The sequence below is a fragment of the Leucobacter sp. USHLN154 genome, assembly GCF_037145595.1.
Classification (GTDB): Bacteria; Actinomycetota; Actinomycetes; order Actinomycetales; family Microbacteriaceae; genus Leucobacter; species Leucobacter alluvii.
Window position 1 is genome coordinate 156422 of the sequence record NZ_JBBCXF010000003.1, and the last position, 17074, is coordinate 173495.

The 17074-nt window shown below is 67.3% G+C and carries 17 protein-coding genes and 3 tRNA genes; 17 read left to right on the plus strand and 3 right to left on the minus strand.

Going from position 1 to position 17074, the window contains the following annotated elements; genetic code table 11:
* The first annotated feature begins 21 nt into the window (after positions 1–21).
* From WFH23_RS06840 to ruvC, 3 genes are all read left to right on the plus strand, one after another.
* Positions 22–585 carry an HIT family protein gene (locus tag WFH23_RS06840; RefSeq protein ID WP_336662026.1) on the plus strand — a complete coding sequence of 188 codons (564 nt, stop codon included), beginning with the start codon at positions 22–24 and terminating at the stop codon, positions 583–585.
* Between the two features lie 96 nt (positions 586–681).
* Entirely contained in the window at positions 682–1446 is a 765-nt protein-coding gene (locus WFH23_RS06845; protein WP_090148870.1) for a YebC/PmpR family DNA-binding transcriptional regulator, read from the plus strand.
* Between the two features lie 28 nt (positions 1447–1474).
* The gene (gene ruvC / locus WFH23_RS06850) at positions 1475–2071 is read left to right on the plus strand and encodes a crossover junction endodeoxyribonuclease RuvC (RefSeq protein WP_090148872.1); all 597 of its coding nucleotides are present in this window, start codon (positions 1475–1477) and stop codon (positions 2069–2071) included.
* 40 nt (positions 2072–2111) lie between these two features.
* Here the strand turns inward: ruvC and WFH23_RS06855 are convergent, their stop codons facing one another.
* Positions 2112–2915, minus strand: coding sequence for a trimeric intracellular cation channel family protein (locus tag WFH23_RS06855; RefSeq protein WP_336662027.1), 804 nt, complete (start codon positions 2913–2915; stop codon positions 2112–2114).
* A gap of 107 nt (positions 2916–3022) precedes the next feature.
* Here WFH23_RS06855 and recO point away from each other — a divergent pair, with 107 nt between their 5' ends.
* The 14 genes from recO to clpX all read left to right on the plus strand — a co-directional run bounded on the left by recO (position 3023) and on the right by clpX (position 15754).
* Positions 3023–3745 (plus strand): DNA repair protein RecO, encoded by a 723-nt coding sequence (gene recO, locus WFH23_RS06860; protein WP_090148874.1) that lies wholly within the window; start codon positions 3023–3025, stop codon positions 3743–3745.
* A gap of 36 nt (positions 3746–3781) precedes the next feature.
* A complete protein-coding gene (locus WFH23_RS06865; RefSeq protein ID WP_211648376.1) occupies positions 3782–4567 on the plus strand; it encodes an isoprenyl transferase in 786 nt (261 codons plus the stop codon).
* A 20-nt stretch (positions 4568–4587) separates the two neighbouring features.
* Positions 4588–5775, plus strand: coding sequence for a tRNA dihydrouridine synthase DusB (gene dusB, locus WFH23_RS06870; RefSeq protein ID WP_336662028.1), 1188 nt, complete (start codon positions 4588–4590; stop codon positions 5773–5775).
* Positions 5747–7027: a deoxyguanosinetriphosphate triphosphohydrolase gene (locus tag WFH23_RS06875; protein WP_336662029.1), complete on the plus strand. Its 1281-nt coding sequence runs from the start codon at positions 5747–5749 to the stop codon at positions 7025–7027. The genes dusB and WFH23_RS06875 overlap by 29 nt, the downstream gene beginning before the upstream one ends.
* A gap of 142 nt (positions 7028–7169) precedes the next feature.
* Positions 7170–9221, plus strand: coding sequence for a DNA primase (gene dnaG, locus WFH23_RS06880; protein ID WP_336662030.1), 2052 nt, complete (start codon positions 7170–7172; stop codon positions 9219–9221).
* Between the two features lie 94 nt (positions 9222–9315).
* Entirely contained in the window at positions 9316–10164 is an 849-nt protein-coding gene (locus WFH23_RS06885) for an ABC transporter ATP-binding protein (RefSeq protein ID WP_090148883.1), read from the plus strand.
* A gap of 90 nt (positions 10165–10254) precedes the next feature.
* Positions 10255–10327 (plus strand) — tRNA-Asn (locus WFH23_RS06890).
* A 64-nt stretch (positions 10328–10391) separates the two neighbouring features.
* The gene (locus tag WFH23_RS06895; protein ID WP_336662031.1) at positions 10392–10949 is read left to right on the plus strand and encodes a gamma carbonic anhydrase family protein; all 558 of its coding nucleotides are present in this window, start codon (positions 10392–10394) and stop codon (positions 10947–10949) included.
* 72 nt (positions 10950–11021) lie between these two features.
* Positions 11022–11092: transfer RNA gene (locus tag WFH23_RS06900), tRNA-Gly, on the plus strand.
* A 176-nt stretch (positions 11093–11268) separates the two neighbouring features.
* Positions 11269–11346 (plus strand) — tRNA-Pro (locus WFH23_RS06905).
* A 56-nt stretch (positions 11347–11402) separates the two neighbouring features.
* Positions 11403–12932 carry a trigger factor gene (gene tig, locus WFH23_RS06910; protein WP_336662032.1) on the plus strand — a complete coding sequence of 510 codons (1530 nt, stop codon included), beginning with the start codon at positions 11403–11405 and terminating at the stop codon, positions 12930–12932.
* Positions 12933–12987: 55 nt separating this feature from the next.
* Positions 12988–13668, plus strand: a complete 681-nt coding sequence (locus WFH23_RS06915) for an ATP-dependent Clp protease proteolytic subunit (protein ID WP_255536937.1) — start codon at positions 12988–12990, stop codon at positions 13666–13668.
* 27 nt (positions 13669–13695) lie between these two features.
* Complete coding sequence (locus tag WFH23_RS06920) at positions 13696–14367, plus strand: ATP-dependent Clp protease proteolytic subunit (protein WP_090148892.1); 672 nt, start codon at positions 13696–13698, stop codon at positions 14365–14367.
* Positions 14368–14482: 115 nt separating this feature from the next.
* Positions 14483–15754, plus strand: a complete 1272-nt coding sequence (gene clpX / locus WFH23_RS06925; protein ID WP_090148894.1) for an ATP-dependent Clp protease ATP-binding subunit ClpX — start codon at positions 14483–14485, stop codon at positions 15752–15754.
* A gap of 63 nt (positions 15755–15817) precedes the next feature.
* Here clpX and WFH23_RS06930 read toward each other — a convergent pair whose 3' ends face one another.
* Both WFH23_RS06930 and WFH23_RS06935 read right to left on the minus strand, forming a co-directional pair.
* Positions 15818–16408 (minus strand): histidine phosphatase family protein, encoded by a 591-nt coding sequence (locus WFH23_RS06930; RefSeq protein ID WP_336662033.1) that lies wholly within the window; start codon positions 16406–16408, stop codon positions 15818–15820.
* A 2-nt stretch (positions 16409–16410) separates the two neighbouring features.
* Positions 16411–17067, minus strand: a complete 657-nt coding sequence (locus tag WFH23_RS06935; protein ID WP_336662034.1) for a hypothetical protein — start codon at positions 17065–17067, stop codon at positions 16411–16413.
* Between the last annotated feature and the right edge of the window lie 7 nt (positions 17068–17074).

Consider the following 17074-nt stretch of genomic DNA (forward strand, 5'->3'; position numbering starts at 1 on the left):
TCGGGAGCTGACGAGGCGTCGATGCCGAGCTCCGCACCCGGTGGGGTGCGGCCGGAGTCGCTCGAGGAGAGCGGCGCCGTCGGCGTCGCCGATGACCTGCGTCGACTCTGGGTGCCGCACCGCATGGTGTACGTGTCGGACCATCATCAGCCCGGTGAGCACGACTGCCCGTTCTGCGCGGCTCCGGAGCGCGCCGATTCCGAAGCGCTGATCGTCGCGCGGGGCGAGCACGCATACGTCCTGCTGAACCTCTTCCCCTACAACAGCGGCCACATGCTCGTCTGCCCCTACCGCCACATCTCGAACTACGACGAGGCCTCCGACGCGGAGACCTCCGAGATCGCCGCGCTCACGCAGACGGCCATGCGCGTCGCACGATCGACGCTGCAGTGCGACGGATTCAATCTGGGTATGAATCAGGGAGCCATCGCCGGTGCCGGAGTCGCATCGCACCTGCATCAGCATGTCGTGCCGCGGTGGACGTCCGACGCGAACTTCTTCCCGATCATCGCGAAGACGAAAGCGATGCCCCAACTGCTCGGCGAGGTGCGCGAGCTGTTCGCCGAAGCCTGGCCCCGTCCCTGATCGGCGCAGGAGCCGACTGCGGCGGGGCGCCGCGCTCCGGCCCCATAGACTGAACTCAGACCACCCTCATTCCGAAACAATCAAAGAGGAGCTCCCGTGTCCGGACACTCCAAGTGGGCGACGACGAAGCACAAGAAGGCGATCATCGACTCGCGCCGTGCAAAGGCGTTCGCCAAGTACATCAAGAACATCGAGGTCGCGGCGCGCATCGGCGGCGCTGATCTCTCAGGGAACCCGACCCTCGTCGACGCCGTGCAGAAGGCGAAGAAGAACTCCGTTCCGGGCGACAACATCGATCGCGCCATCAAGCGCGGTGCCGGGCTCGACGGAGACGCAGTCGAGTACATGACGATCGTGTACGAGGCGTACGGCCCGAACGGCGTCGCCCTCATGATCGAGTGCCTGACGGACAACAAGAATCGTGCAGCGGCGGAGGTGCGCACCGCGTTGAATCGCAATGGCGGCACCCTCGCTGATCCGGGCAGCGTCGCGTACAACTTCGGGCGGAAGGGCGTCATCGTCGTTCCCGCCGAGGGCACCACGGAGGACGACGTGCTCGCTGCGGTGCTCGAAGCCGGTGCAGAAGAGGTCAACGCCGCTCCGAATGGCGAGACGTTCGACGTCATCACGGATGCTTCTGATCTCGTCGCTGCTCGCACCGCGCTCGTCGACGCCGGGATCGACTACGACTCGGCGGACGCGGAGTTCGTGCCGAGCCTCAAGGTCGAAGTCGATGCCGACACGGCGCGCAAGGTGTTCCGCCTGATCGATGCACTCGAGGACAGCGACGACGTGCAGAACGTCTTCACGAATGTCGACCTGACCGCAGAGGTGCAGGCCGAACTCGCTGAAGACGAGTGACGCACCGGTCGAGACCGGATCCTCGACGATGACGCGCATCATCGGCATCGACCCCGGCCTCACGCGCTGCGGCATCGGCGTGGTGACGGCCGGGGCCGGGCGGCGCGTGACGTTCGAGCACGTGGAGGTGCTCGGTTCGCCGGCGACGGCCGAACTGCCGGCTCGGCTCCATCAGCTGGGGTCCGCGATCGAACGGCTGCTCGACGGCGAGAAACCAGCGGCGATCGCTCTCGAGCGCGTCTTCGCTCAGCAGAACCTCCCGTCGGTGATGGGCGTCGCTCAAATCAGCGGCGTTGTGATGTTCCTCGCCGAGCGGCGCGGCATTCCGGTGGCGCTCTACACCCCGAACGAGGTCAAGGCGCAGGTCACGGGCTACGGCAGCGCCGACAAATTGCAGGTCACGACGATGGTGACGCGCCTCCTCAGGCTCGCCGCGCCCCCGAAGCCGGCGGACGCCGCTGATGCGCTCGCGTTGGCGATCACTCACGCCTGGCATCTCTCGCGGGGCGGGACGGCCGATCGTTCCACCCGGGCTACGGCGCCGGCGGGGGAGACGCCTGCTCAACGGGCGTGGCGCGAGGCCGAGGCCAAGGTCGGCCGACGCCGCAGCGGCCCTCGGGCGTAAGCGCCAGAACTCTCACGGCAGTCGGAACTCCGCCGACGCGTCAGGGCCGCTCTGCGGGAGGGTCCTGGTCGACGTCGCGATCTTCAGCGCCGGCGCGCGGTTCCCGCTCACCGATGTCTCCCGGTTCTGGCAGCGTGATCGGCAGTGTGATGGTGCCGGTGTGCAGCGCCTCTTCGATGACCTGTTCGACCTGGCGCTGACGCCGAAGTCGGATGCGGCTCAGCGCGCGCTGCTCGGGCAGGCTCCACCCGAACCGCACGGCGAGCAGACGAACGAGTGCAGTCACCACGACGCAGACGATGCTCGCGGGGATGACCGCGACGCCGAGCGCCAGCAGGCCGACGAGCACCGATACTCCGACCAGGCTCGCCACGGCGTAGAGCGAGCCGACATGCATGAGTGCGATCGGAATGTTGAGCATCAGGTCGCGCAGCACGCCGCCGCCCACCGCCGAGACGGTGCCGATGAAGAGCGCCGGTACGACCGGCATGCCGAGTGCGAGCGCTTTCGTCGCGCCGATCGCCCCGAACATTCCGATGCTGATCGCGTCGAGCACGGTGATCACCGGGTCTGCTTTCTCGAGCAGCCGCTGCAGCAGCATTCCGACGAGCGCGGCGCCTGTTGCCACGACGAGGTACCAGTTGTCGGCGAACGCCGCCGGCGTCGTGCCCAGGAAGACGTCGCGGAGGAAGCCGCCGCCCACCCCTGAGAAGATTCCGATGATCGCGACGCCCAGCAGATCGAGCCGTTTGAAGCCCGCGGCGAAGAGCGCGCCCTGGAGGCTGCCGACTCCGACCGCGGCGAGATCGGCGTAGAGCGGAATGCGGAACGTCTCGTCGAACACGACTCCATTCTCGCGCACGATCGGGCGAATGCGACGGGCCGCATGCGTCGTTGCGCCGCGGGCGGAATGGCGCACGCGCCGTCGCGAGGGTGGAGGATACTGGACCCGTGCCCCTCTACCGCGAACAAGGTGTTGTGCTCCGCACCCATAAGCTGGGTGAGGCCGATCGCATCGTCACCATGCTGTCGCGTGACCGCGGGCTGCTCAGGGGAGTCGCGAAGGGCGTGCGCCGCACTTCGTCGAAGTTCGGCGCCCGTCTCGAACCGTTCATGGTCGCGGATGTGCAGTGCTTCGAGGGTCGCTCGCTCGACACCATCACGCAGGCGGAGACGCTCGGCGCATACGGTCCGGCGATCAGCGCCGACTACGACCGGTACCGGGCGGGCAGCGTCATCGTGGAAACCGCGGAGCGCCTCGCCGAGGGCGACCCTTCCCGGCCGCTGTACGAACTGCTCGTGGGCGCGCTCCGCACCCTCGCGGCCGCCAGGATTCCGCCGGAGCTCGTGCGGGACGGGTATCTGCTGCGCGCGCTCTCCATCGCCGGCTGGACGCCCGGCTTCGTCGACTGCGTCCGGTGCGGCGCCGCGGGGCCCCACACCGCCGTCGTCGTGCAGCTCGGTGGCGTCGTGTGCGAGGACTGCCGCACCCCCGGCTCACCCAGGCTGGATCCGGGCAGCATTCTGTTGCTCGGGGCCCTGCTCTCGGGGAACTGGGACGACGCGCTGCAGGCCTCGGAGCGGGAGCGCGGTCAGGCCGCCGGCATCGCCGCTGCGTACACGCAGTGGCACCTCGAGCGCGGGTTGCGCTCGTTCCGCGCGCCGCGGCGCTGAGCTGCGGGGCCGCGGACCGCATCTACACTGGCAGTCATGCACCGCGCTCCGTCCTCGCTCGTGCCGGTCGACTGGACCGGGGAGCAGCCTCCGATCTTCGCCGGCCCGCCCCCGCAGCACGTCGCCATCGTCATGGACGGCAACGGGCGGTGGGCGAACCGGCGGGGCCTCCCGCGGGTCGAAGGGCACCGGATGGGGGAGCAGGCACTGCTCGACGTGGTCGCCGGGGCGATTCAGGCCGGGGTCGCCCATCTCAGCGTGTACGCGTTCTCGACCGAGAACTGGCGGCGCTCGCCCGATGAGGTCCGGTTTCTCATGGGATTCAACCGCGACGTGCTGCGCCGCCGTCGGGCGCAGCTCGATGCCTGGAACGTGCGGATGCGCTGGGCCGGGCGCCGCCCGAAGCTCTGGGGATCGGTGATCAACGAGCTGCAGGCGTCGGAGCGCGCGACTGCGTCGAACACCGGCCTCACGTTGACGATGTGCGTGAACTACGGAGGGCGCAACGAGATCACGGACGCGGTGCGCGCAATCGCCTCCGAGGTGCGCGCCGGTCGGCTCTCTCCGAACGGCATCACAGAACGCACCATCGAGCGTCACCTGTATGTTCCCGAACTGCCGAATGTCGATCTGTTCCTCCGCAGCTCCGGCGAACAGCGCACGAGCAATTTCATGCTCTGGCAGTCTGCGTACGCGGAGATGGTGTTCCTCGACACGCTCTGGCCCGATTTCGGCAGGCGGCAGCTCTGGGAGGCGATCGGCATCTATCACGACCGGGATCGTCGCTTCGGCGGTGCCGTCGACACGCCCAGCGGATCCTGATCTGCGAGAATGGTACGGATATGACTTCCCAGACTCTCGGTGACGCCCGCCTGCGCATCGGGCCGCTCGCACTCGATGTGCCCGTCGTGCTCGCCCCCATGGCCGGTATCACCAATACGGCATTCCGGCGGCTCTGCCGCGAATACGGCGCAGGGCTCTACGTGAGCGAGATGATCACGAGCCGGGCGCTCGTCGAACGCACGCCCGCGTCGTTGCGTCTCATCAAGCATCATGAGAGCGAGACGCCGCGTTCGATCCAGCTCTACGGCGTCGATCCGAAGACCGTGTCGGAGGCCGTGCGCTTCCTGGTCGATCAGAATCTCGCCGATCACATCGATCTCAACTTCGGGTGCCCGGTTCCGAAGGTCACTCGCAAGGGCGGGGGCTCTGCGCTGCCGTGGAAGAGCGATCTGTTCCGCGCGATCGTCGAGGGGGCGGTGCGGTCCGCTGGCGACATTCCGCTGACGGTGAAGATGCGCAAAGGCATTGATGAGGATCACCTGACGTACCTCGATGCCGCGCGTGCTGCCGAGGGCGCAGGCGTGGCCGCCATCGCGCTGCACGGGCGCACAGCGAATCAGTTCTACTCCGGCCAGGCCGACTGGAGTTCGATCGCGACGCTCAAGGAGACCATCACGAGCGTGCCCGTGCTCGGCAACGGCGATATCTGGTCGGCCGATGACGCCATCCGCATGGTCCGCGAAACCGGCTGCGACGGCGTCGTCGTCGGCCGCGGGTGCCTCGGACGCCCGTGGCTCTTCGGGGACCTCGCAGCGGCGTTCCGCGCTGAGGCCGGGGAGATCTCGGCAGAGGAAGCGGCGGCGTCGATCGCTCAGCCGCCGCTCGGGTTCGTCATGGATGCGATGCGTCGCCACACCGAGCTGCTCGTCGAGTTCTACGACGGCGATGAGCCGCATGCGTGCCGCGACATCCGCAAGCACGTCGCCTGGTACTTCAAGGGCTACGGGGTCGGCGGCGACACGCGTCGCGCGCTGGCGGCCGTCGAATCGCTCGAGCAGATGGACGAGATCTTCGCCACGATGGATGCCTCACTGCCGTACCCCGGCGAAGGCGCCGAAGGGCAGCGCGGTCGCGCCGGCAGCCCGAAGCGGGTCGTGCTGCCGGACCGCTGGCTCGAGAGCCGCACGAGCGAGAACATCGACTACGCCGATTTGGCGGATGCCGAGCGAGACGACTCGGGTGGGTGAGTCGGGCCTGCCCGCCGGATACGATGCGGTCGACGCCGAACGCTACGTGCCTGAGTCGCATTCGGGATCGCGCAGCGATTTCGCCCGCGACCGTGCGCGCGTGCTCCACTCGAGCGGCTGGCGACGCCTCGCGGCGAAGACGCAGGTGCTCAGCCCCACGGCCGGCATCGATTTCGCGCGGAACCGTCTGACGCATTCCCTTGAGGTCGCGCAGATCGGCCGGGAGCTCGCCGTCTCGCTGAACCTTGCGCAGGACGTGGTGGACACTGCGTGCCTCGCGCACGACCTCGGTCATCCGCCCTTCGGCCACAACGGGGAGAAGGCGCTCAACGAGTGGGCCGTCGACGCGGGCGGGTTCGAGGGCAACGCGCAGACGCTCCGAGTGCTCGCGCGACTCGAACCCAAACGGTTCACCTCCGACGGTGCGAGCGTGGGGTTGAATCTGACCCGCGCGACGCTCGATGCCAGCTGCAAGTACCCCTGGAGCCTTGCCGAGGCCGAGCCCGGCAGCGCGAAGTTCGGCTACTTCGCGGATGATGCTCCAGTCTTCGCGTGGCTGCGTGCGGGAGCGCCGGAGCGGAGGAAGTGCGCCGAGGCCCAGGTGATGGATCTCTCGGATGACATCGCCTACTCGGTGCACGATTTCGAGGACGCCGTCGTCAGCGGGTTCATCGACCCCGAGATCCTCACCGCCCGCTCAGGCCATGAATCGCTGATCCGTGCCGTGTCGGAGTGGGCCGGCGGTTCCTACTCGAGCGACGAGCTCGGGGCGGCGTACGACCGCATCTCCGAATCCGAGACCTGGCTGACCCGCTGGGACGAGAGCCGCGCCCACCAGGCGCAGCTCAAGAATTTCACGAGCGAGATGATCGGCCGGTTCGCGCGAGCATCGATCGGGGCGACGCTTGAGGCGGCGGACGGTTCACCGCTGGCGCGCTACAACGCTTCCGTCATCGTTCCCCGCGAGATCCGTGCAGAGATCGCCGTGCTCAAGGGGATCGTCGCCGCGTTCGTCATGGCGAGCGGGCGGCGTCAACCGACGTATCGTCGGCAGCGCGAGTTGCTGGGCGAACTGCTCGAGGTGCTGTGGGAATCGGGGGAGCACGAGCTGGAGCCCGCTTTCGCGGCCGACTTCCGCCAGGCTGCGGATGATGCGGGGCGGCGGCGCGCCATCGTGGACCAGGTGGCATCGCTGACGGATCAGTCCGCGATCGCCTGGCACAAGCGGCTGTGTGATGTGCCGCTGGTTTAGGCGAAACGCGCAGCGTTTCGCACCAGCGGCAGCGGCGCCACAGCGTCGCCTGGTGTAGGCGAAACGCGCAGCGTTTCGCACCAGCGGCAGCGGCGCCACAGCGTCGCCTGGTCAACGGGCTTCGGCAGTAGACTGTACAGCTATGGCAGGTCGGATCCGTGCGAGCGATATCGAGGAAGTGAAGCGTCGCACGAACCTTGCCGATCTCGTCGGTGACTACGTCACCTTGAAGAACGCCGGAATCGATTCGATGAAGGGCTTGTGCCCATTCCATGATGAGCGCAGTCCCAGTTTCCACGTGCGTCCTGCGCTCGGCTACTACCACTGCTTCGGGTGCGGGGAATCCGGTGACGCGTTCACCTTCCTCCAGCGCATGGACCATCTCACCTTCGCCGAATCGGTGGAACGTCTTGCAGCGCGGATTCACTACGGTCTGACGTACGAGGAGGGGAGTTTCGCGCGCGAAGACGGCCCGAATCGCGCCCGGCTGCTCGCGGCGAACACCGCAGCGGCCGAGTACTTCTCGGCGCAGCTCGCCGGTGAAGAAGCCGCGATGGCGCGCGACTTCCTCACGCAGCGCGGTTTCGACGAGGCCGCCTGCGAACGGTTCGGCGTCGGGTACGCCCCGCGAGGCTGGGATGGTATGAGCGGCCATTTGCGCGGACTGGGATACACGCCGCAGGAGCTGGTGCAGTCCGGTCTCGCCTCAGAAGGGCAGCGCGGTGCCTACGATCGCTTCCGCGGGCGAATCGTCTGGCCCATCCGCGACACGAGCGGCCAGACGCTCGGCTTCGGAGCGCGCAAGCTCTACGAGGACGACAACGGCCCCAAGTATCTCAATACGCCTGAATCCCCGGTTTACCACAAGTCGCAGGTGCTGTACGGCCTCGATCTCGCGAAGCGCGCGATCTCGCGCGGCAAACGCGCCGTGGTCGTCGAGGGATACACCGATGTCATGGCCTGTCATCTCGCGGGCGTGGAGACCGCGGTGGCGACCTGCGGAACGGCGTTCGGCAAGGATCACATCGCCGTGCTCCGACGCATCATGGGCGATGATTCCGCCGCCGAGGTCGTGTTCACCTTCGACCCGGATGAGGCCGGGCAGAAAGCCGCGCTCCGCGCCTTCAGCGAGGAGAAGCGCTTCACTGCGCAGACCTACGTCACTGTCGCGCCGGAAGGGCTCGATCCCTCCGATCTGCGTCAGCATCGCGGGGACGAGGCGGTTCGCGAGCTGTTCACGCGCAAGATTCCGCTCTTCGAGTTCGCGCTGAGGCAGGCGATCGCGCGTTTCGACCTGAACAGCGTGGAAGGGCGGGTCGCCGCGCTGCGCGAGGCCGCGCCGATCATCGCGGAGATCAGGGACCCGTCACTCCGCCCGGGATACACGCGAGAGCTCGCGCGCCTGCTGGGCGCCGAGCTGAATGAGGTGCAGCATGCTGTGCGCAGCGCCGAGCGCAGCCCTCGGGGCAGCGATCGCGGCGGCCAGGACCGGTCGGGTCAGGGCCAGAACGGGCCGCAACGGCAGGGCCAGCACGTGCAGAACCAACGACAGCAGCAGCGCGGCGGGTACGGGCAGCGCGGGGCCGCGCGCCGGCCAGGGTCGTCGGGGCAGCAGGAGGATTCGTACGCCTCCGGCCCGAGTGCCCAGTACGACGACGCTTCGGACCCGTACGGTGGACCCTCCGATCCGCAGCGTGATACGACACCCGCCGCGCCGCGTCGTATCGGACTCTCTTCGCTTCGCAACGCCCCTACGACCTGGCTCGAACGCGACGCCCTGATGGCGATGCTGCAGCAGGGCGAATCTGTGGGCCCTGACCTGCTGCAGCAGGCGGTGACGGCGCAGGTGCTCGAACCCGACCTGCGTGTCGTGCGCGATGCACTCGGCGCCGCATTGCCGGTACTCGGCACGCCGGCGTGGTGGGACGCCGTCATGGCGGCTGCACCCGAGTCGCATCACGGACTCATCCGCGAGCTCGCCATGGCCCCCATGCCGCAGCGAAATCTCGATCAGCTGGCGGCGTACGCCCGCGACGTGGTGGTCTCGCTGCTCGACCGGGACCTCGTGGAGCTCAAACGCGAACTGCTCGCACGCCATCAGCGCATCGGCGACTCCGCAGACCCGCGCGCTCGTCAGATTCAGGAGCAGCTCGTCGCGCTCGAATCAGCTCGCCGCAGTCTGCGCGCAGATTGAGCGGCGTGCCGAAACCGCTCCCGCCGTGCGCATCCCGATGCCCTAGGCTGCTGGTCAGCCGGAGCGCACCACGAGCCACCGAGGAGAATTCAGGATGCCCCACCCCGTAGTCGACGCCGATCCGATGATTCGGGTCTCGGACCTCTCGCTCTCGTACCCGGCGCACGCGGGGGGCCGGGAGTTCGAGGCCGTCGAGGGGCTTTCCTTCGATGTCGCGCGCGGCGATGTGTTCGCCCTCCTCGGCGAGAGCGGTTCGGGCAAGTCGACGCTTGCGAAGTTCTTGGCGGGCCGCGGGCCGGACGCCAGCGAGAAGTCGAGCCGCATTCGGCTCACCGGCGGTGAAGCCACCGTGATGGACGTGCCCATGAACCGCCTGTGGCGCCGCACCCGCGCGCGTTTGACGGCGTACGTCGGCCACCTCGCCCAGGATGCCGGCGCCACGCTCACGCCCGAGCTCAACGTCGGCGACATCCTCTTCGAGCCGATCGTCGAGCGAAGCAAGCACTTCGACCGCGATGAGCTCGGCGAGCGCATCGCGGAGATGATGGACATCGTCGCCCTTCCGCTCGCGAAACTACAGGAGTATCCGTACGAGCTGTCGAAAGGCCAGCGGCAGCGCGTCGCGGTGATGCGCTCGCTCATGCTCGACCCGCGGCTGCTGATCGCGGATGAGCCCACACTCGGCGTCGACGCGAACAACCGGCCGAAGATCGTCGAGCTGCTGCGGTGGTACCGAGAGCGCAGCGGTGCCACGATGCTGCTGATCAGCCACGACATCGGCATGCTCGAGGCCCTGGTGCAGGAGGTGCTCGTCATGCAGCAGGGCCGGCTCGTGGGGCGCGGGGAGATCAATGAGATCTTCCGCAACGCCGACCACGGGTACGTGCAGCGTCTCGCGCAGGCGCTGCGCGCGACGGCGTACGACGAGATCGCGGAAGAATAGCGTGCGCTCGGCCGGCGAATCGCCCGAACCGGGACGATTTGCACACCCGCTTCGGGGCTTGCTAACCTAGTCTGGTTGCAGTCGCAATGATCCCCTGTAGCTCAGTTGGCAGAGCGCTTGACTGTTAATCAGGATGTCGCTGGTTCGAGCCCAGCCGGGGGAGCGAGCGAAGCCCTTACCCTTGCGGTAAGGGCTTTTTCGTTTCATCCGACGCGCAGGGAGGCGCTATGACTTCGAACGATTCCTCTGCCCAGGCGGGTGCACGCGTGATCAGTGTGCCTCCGTACGGAACCCCCGTCGTGGACGAGCGCGCCTGGATCGCGCCTGGAGCCGTGGTCGTCGGTGACGTTCGCATCGGCGCGCGGTCGAGCGTCTGGTACAACGCAGTGCTGCGCGGCGACTCCGACTCCGTGCGGGTGGGGGAGCGGAGCAACATTCAGGACGGTGCGGTCGTGCACACGCAACGCGGGGATGCGGCGATCATCGGCGACGACGTCTCGGTCGGCCACCTGGCGATGATCCACGGTGCCACCATCGAGAACGGCTGCCTCATCGGCATGCACGCCACCGTGCTCACCGGCGCCGTCGTGGGGTCGGGCAGTCTCGTGGCCGCGGGAGCGGTCGTGCCGCAGGGCATGATCGTCCCGCCGCACTCGCTCGTCGTCGGCGTGCCCGGTCGAGTGGTGCGCGAACTGCGGGACGAGGACCGCGAGGCGGTGCGCCTCAACTCGGCGCGCTATCTGGAGACCACCGAGAATCATCGGGCCGCGACACGCGACGAGTGACGGCGCGTTCGTGTCGGGCTCGACGATGCAGTATGATCGGTGAGGTGCTTCGGCACGCGCTGCACGCAGCACGGGGATGTAGCTCAATGGTAGAGCCTCAGTCTTCCAAACTGATTACGCGGGTTCGATTCCCGTCATCCCCTCCGCCGAGAAGGCCCCGCTCACGCGGGGCCTTCTCCGTTTCTCCCGTCGCCGCGCCTCCGTGCGCGCGGATTCCGGCACTTCTCCGGGCACCTGCAGCGCAGCGGTTCGCGCATCGGCTAGACTTGCTCGGGTTGCGCGCGACCGCGCGCCAGCACGATGGAACTCCCGGGTACACCGGGGCGTAGCTCAGCTTGGCTAGAGCGCCCGCTTTGGGAGCGGGAGGTCGCAGGTTCGAATCCTGTCGCCCCGACCAGGGTCCGCCGGCCCGAAACCGGCATCCGAACGACATTCTGATGATGAGAGGCCAAATTGCCGAAGACGACAGCTGAGAAGCTCACTGCGACCCGCGCCAAGCTGAGCGTGGAAGTTACGCTCGACGAGCTGGAGCCCTACCTCAAGCAGGCGTACAAGACCATCTCCGAGCAGGTTTCGGTGCCCGGATTCCGCAAGGGCAAGGTCCCCGCGCCGATCATCGATCAGCGCGTCGGCCGTGAGGCAGTCATCCAGGAGGCTGTCAACAGCTCGCTGGACGACTTCTACCAGGCTGCTCTCGCCGAGGCGGACGAGCGCCCCATGGGCCGCCCCACCGCGGATGTCGAGCAGTGGCCGGAAGCCAAGGATCCGGAGAGCACCCTCGTGCTCGCGTTCGAGGTCGAGGTGCGCCCCGACTTCACGCTGCCCAAGTACGACGGCCTGAAGCTGACCGTCGACAACGTCGAGGTGGACGAGGATGCGGTCGAGGCCGAGCTGACCAAGCTCCGCGAGCGCTTCGGCACCCTCGTGACCGTGGATCGCCCCGCGAAGACCGGCGACTTCGTCGAGCTGGACCTCACCGCGACCATCGACGGCAACGAGGTCGATCAGGCGAGCGGCGTCTCCTACGAGGTCGGCGCCGGCAACCTGCTCGCAGGTACGGATGAGGCAGTCGAGACCCTCACCGCCGGCGAGACGACGAATTTCACCTCGCAGCTGCTGGGCGGGGAGTACGAGGGCCAGGACGCCGAGGTCGAGCTCACGGTCACCGCGGTCAAGGAGCGCGAGCTTCCCGAGGCCGACGACGAGTTCGCGCAGCTCGCGAGCGAGTTCGACACGATCGACGAGCTCCGCGAGAGCCTGAAGGATCAGGTTTCGAAGGCCTCCGTCTTCGCGCAGGGTCAGCAGGCACGCGATCTCTTCACCGCAACGCTCATCGAGCAGGCCGGCATCCCCGTCTCCGAAGAGCTGGTGGAGGAAGAGGTGCACCGTCACCTCGAGGGCGAAGGCCGCCTCGAGGACGACGAGCACCGCGCCGAGGTGCGGAAGTCGTCGGAGGAGCAGATCCAGCTCCAGCTGCTGCTGGACGCGATCGTCGAAGCTGAAGGCGTGACGCCGACGCAGAACGAGCTCTCGCAGTACATCTTCCAGTCGGCGCAGCAGTACGGCATGGAGCCGACGCAGTTCCTCCAGGCCATCAGCCAGGGCAACCAGATGGGCGTGATCCTCGGAGAGGTGACGCGCAACAAGGCTCTCGCGGTCGCGCTCGCGAAGGCGGAGGTCGTGGATCAGGACGGCAACGCCGTCGATCTGAGCGAGTTCACGGCCGTCGATTCCGATGAGGAAGCCGACGCATCGGACGACGCCGCTGAGGCGGTCGAGACCGAAGCCGCTCCGGAGTCAGAGGCTCCGGCTCCGGCTGCGAAGAAGGCCGCCGCGAAGAAGCCGGCCGCCGCGTCGACCGAGAGCGCTCCCGCTGACGACGAGGCCGCGAAGAAGGCCGCTCGTTCGGCTGCCGCCAAGAAGGCTGCCGCCACGCGCGCCGCCAAGAAGGCCGCCGCCGAGGCTGAAGAGGCCGGCAAGTAGGTCGCATCCCGCCGCATCCGCGATCCCCTGCCTCGAACTTCGAGGTGGGGGATCGTTGCGTATCGGCGGCCATGCGCCCACGGCGAACACGGCTCACGAGGCGCGAACGACTCGGTACGCTCGAACCAAGCAACAACGAATGGAGCGCCGCATGGCTGAACAGACGCCACCGAACAGCGTGTTCGAACGACTGCTGAAGGACCGTATCATCTGGCTCGGTTCCGAAGTCCGTGACGACAACGCGAATGAGATCTGCGCCAAGATCCTGCTGCTGGCTGCAGAGGATCCCAAGGCCGACATCTACCTCTACATCAACTCTCCCGGCGGCTCGATCACCGCGGGCATGGCGATCTACGACACGATGTCGTTCGTTCCGAATGACATCGTCACCGTCGGCATCGGCATGGCCGCGTCGATGGGCCAGTTCCTGCTCACCGCCGGCACCAGGGGCAAGCGCTACATCACCCCGAACGCCCGCGTGCTACTGCACCAGCCGCACGGCGGATTCGGTGGCACGGCGAGCGACATCCAGACCCAGGCGCAGCTCATCACCTCGATGAAGAACCGCCTCGCCGAGATCACCGCGGCGCAGACCGGGAAGACGCTGGAGCAGATCAACGAGGACGGCGACCGCGATCGCTGGTTCACCGCAGATGAGGCGCTCGAGTACGGCTTCATCGACTTCATCCGCGATTCAGCCACCGATGTCATCGGCGGCGGCGGCACCAGTAACTAACGTGACGGACAGGAAGCAACTCACTCGATGAATACTCCATACATGCCCCAGTCCGGCGGATCGAGCCTGCAGATGCCCGATGCGCGCTACGTGCTCCCGACCTTCGAAGAGCGCACGGCCTACGGCTACAAGCGTCAGGATCCGTACGCCAAGCTCTTCGAGGATCGCATCATCTTCCTCGGCGTGCAGGTCGACGATGCGTCAGCCGACGACGTCATGGCCCAGCTCCTGGTGCTCGAGAGCCAGGACCCTGAGCGGGACATCACCATGTACATCAACTCGCCGGGCGGCTCCTTCACCGCCATGACGGCGATCTACGACACGATGCAGTACATTCGCCCGCACGTGCAGACGGTGTGCCTCGGTCAGGCGGCGTCGGCTGCGGCGGTGCTGCTCGCCGGTGGAACCCCGGGGAAGCGGCTCGCGCTGCCCAACGCGCGCGTGCTGATCCACCAGCCATCCAGCGGTCAGGGCGGCCACGGCCAGGCCTCGGACATCGAGATCCAGGCCCGCGAGATCCTGCGGATGCGCGAATGGCTCGAGGAGACGCTGTCGAAGCACTCCAAGCGCAGCATCGAAGAGGTGAATCGCGACATCGATCGCGATAAGATTCTCAGCGCACAGGAGGCGTTCGAATACGGGCTCGTCGACCAGGTGCTGACGAGTCGGAAGAACCCGCAGCCGGTCATCGCGAAGTAGTCACACGGAGCCTCGGGGGCGACCCCGGGGCTCCGGCGCGCCGCCCATCAATGTCTGAGGCTCCCGCTAGTCTCGAAGGCATCGGATCAGACCGAGTTAGGTGAAGGAGCTCCGCATGGCGAAGATCGGCGAAAGCAGCGAGCTGCTCAAGTGCTCCTTCTGCGGCAAGTCGCAGAAGCAAGTGCAGCAGCTCATCGCCGGCCCGCAGATCTACATCTGCGATGAGTGCGTGGCGCTCTGCAATGAGATCATCGAGGAGCGCCTCGCGGAGCACCAGACGGGGGAGACCTCCGACTTCACTCTGCACAAGCCTCGTGAGATCGCCGACTTCCTCGACCAGTACGTCATCGGGCAGGACCGGGCCAAGCAGTCACTCGCCGTTGCGGTGTACAACCACTACAAGCGCGTGCGCGCGCTCTCGTCGCTCGCGAGCGCTGAGGTCGCCTCGGAGCAGGTGGAGATCGCGAAGTCGAATATTCTGCTCATCGGCCCGACTGGATGCGGCAAGACGTATCTCGCGCAGTCGCTGGCACGACAGCTCGGTGTGCCGTTCGCGGTTGCTGACGCCACGGCCCTCACCGAGGCGGGGTACGTCGGCGAGGACGTCGAGAACATCCTCCTGAAGCTTCTGCAGGCAGCCGATTTCGATGTCGCGCGCGCAGAGATGGGCATCATCTACATCGATGAGATCGACAAGATCTCTCGTAAAGCCGAGAACCCCTCGATCACGCGCGATGTCTCGGGCGAAGGCGTGCAGCAGGCGCTCCTCAAGATCCTGGAGGGCACGGTCGCATCGATTCCTCCGCAGGGCGGGCGCAAGCACCCGAATCAGGAGTTCATCCAACTCGACACCACGAACGTGCTCTTCATCGTCGCCGGCGCATTCGCCGGTCTCGAGGAGATCGTCGGGTCTCGCCTCGGCAAGGGCGGCATCGGGTTCGGTGCGCCGGTATCGAGCAAGCGCAACGACGATCAGCTCTTCGCTCAGGTGCAACCTGAAGATCTACACAAGTTCGGTCTGATTCCCGAGTTCATCGGACGCCTGCCGATCGTAGCGACGGTCGATCCGCTCGACGTCGAAGCGCTGACGCGCATTCTCACCGAGCCGAAGAATGCACTCGTGAAGCAGTACCAGCGCATGTTCGAACTCGACGGCGTGAGTCTCGAGTTCGAGGATGCCGCGCTCGAAGCCATCGCTGAACTCGCCGTCGAACGCAAGACCGGCGCTCGTGGGCTCCGTGCGATCCTCGAAGGGATCCTCGGGCCCGTCATGTTCGAGGTGCCTTCCGACGGTGACATCACGAAGGTCATCGTGACCCGGGAATCGGTGAACGGGGAAGCTGCGCCGCGCGTGCTGCAGGCCCGTGGAGGCCGCGAGAGCGCGTAAGTCATCGGCCTCTCTGTTGAGAGCTCGGGCGCGCCCGCGGCACGACTCCTGCGGTACGCGACGTCAAGCGCGGCGAATGCCCTCGCCAGGCTCCCAGGCGCGGCCTGCGATGGAACGCACGTGCCACGTGCCTGACTCGTCGCGCTCGACCTCGGAGATGGCGAGATTCTCGGCCCGGGGCACCTCATCTGCCGGCAGCCCGGAGATGTCCGCGAGCAGATGCCGGATGAACGAACCGTGCGTCACAGCGATGACGCGGCCGTTCCGAAACTGATCGGCGATGCGGTCGAGCGCCGATACCCCCCGCTCAGCGACCTCGTCATGACCCTCCATGCTCGGGTACTGGCGCGACGGCCAGTGCTCGAGGGCGACACTGTGCGACAAGCCTTCCGCATCGCCGAAGGAGCGCTCGACGAGCCCCTCGCACGTCACCGCCTCGAGACCGAGCCGCTCGGCGAGGATCTCAGCCGTCTGCCGAGCTCGGAGCAGCGGACTCGTCACGACCGCGTCCCACCCACCTGCTCGTGAGAGTCGCTCGGCGAGGTCGCTGGCCTGCTCTCGGCCGGTGGCGTTCAGCGGAATGTCGGTGCGACCCTGCATGCGACCGGAGAGATTCCAGTCGGTCTGCCCGTGCCGGATGAGCGCGATGCGCACGCTCAACCGCCCACTGCGGTGATATCGAAGCTCAGCAGTACGGACCCGTTCTTCTGGGGGATCTGCAGAGCGGTGACGCTCAGCGTGCCGTGTGCGAGTGTGGCGGCGACGCCGCCATCACCGGTCTCGGATCGCTCCGATTCGGCGAACCCGCTCGCGCTGACGATCGACTGCCACAGCGCATCAGCGGCAGCCTGGTCCTCAGCGGTGAGCACGAGATACCATTCGCTCGCCGATCGCTCACCGGCATCGTCGATGCGGGCGCCGTCGGGCACGACGAAATCGGCCACCGGGAATGACGCGGGGAGCGTCGTCGATTTCGACGTGTCCTGCGGATCGCCCTGCTGCGGCCATCCGCCCTCGCTGCTCCCGGAGGCGGCGCCGTTCGCTTTGCGGTCGCCCTCGCCGACGCTCGATGCATCGCTGCCCGCTTCATCGTCCGCCCCGGCGTCCTCACCGGAAGTCGCACTCTCGTCAGCCCCGGAGGAGTCGGCGTCCGCCTCCGCGGAGGCCGAGGCGGACGCCGACGATCCATCGCCGCGCGCACCGCCGTCCGCCGCAGGCTCGGGAGCACAGGCGCTCAGCCCCATGAGGGCGATGACTGCCACCGCCATACTCGCGCCGAATCGGCGCCCGACCAGGTCGTCTCCGCGAAACATCGAACTC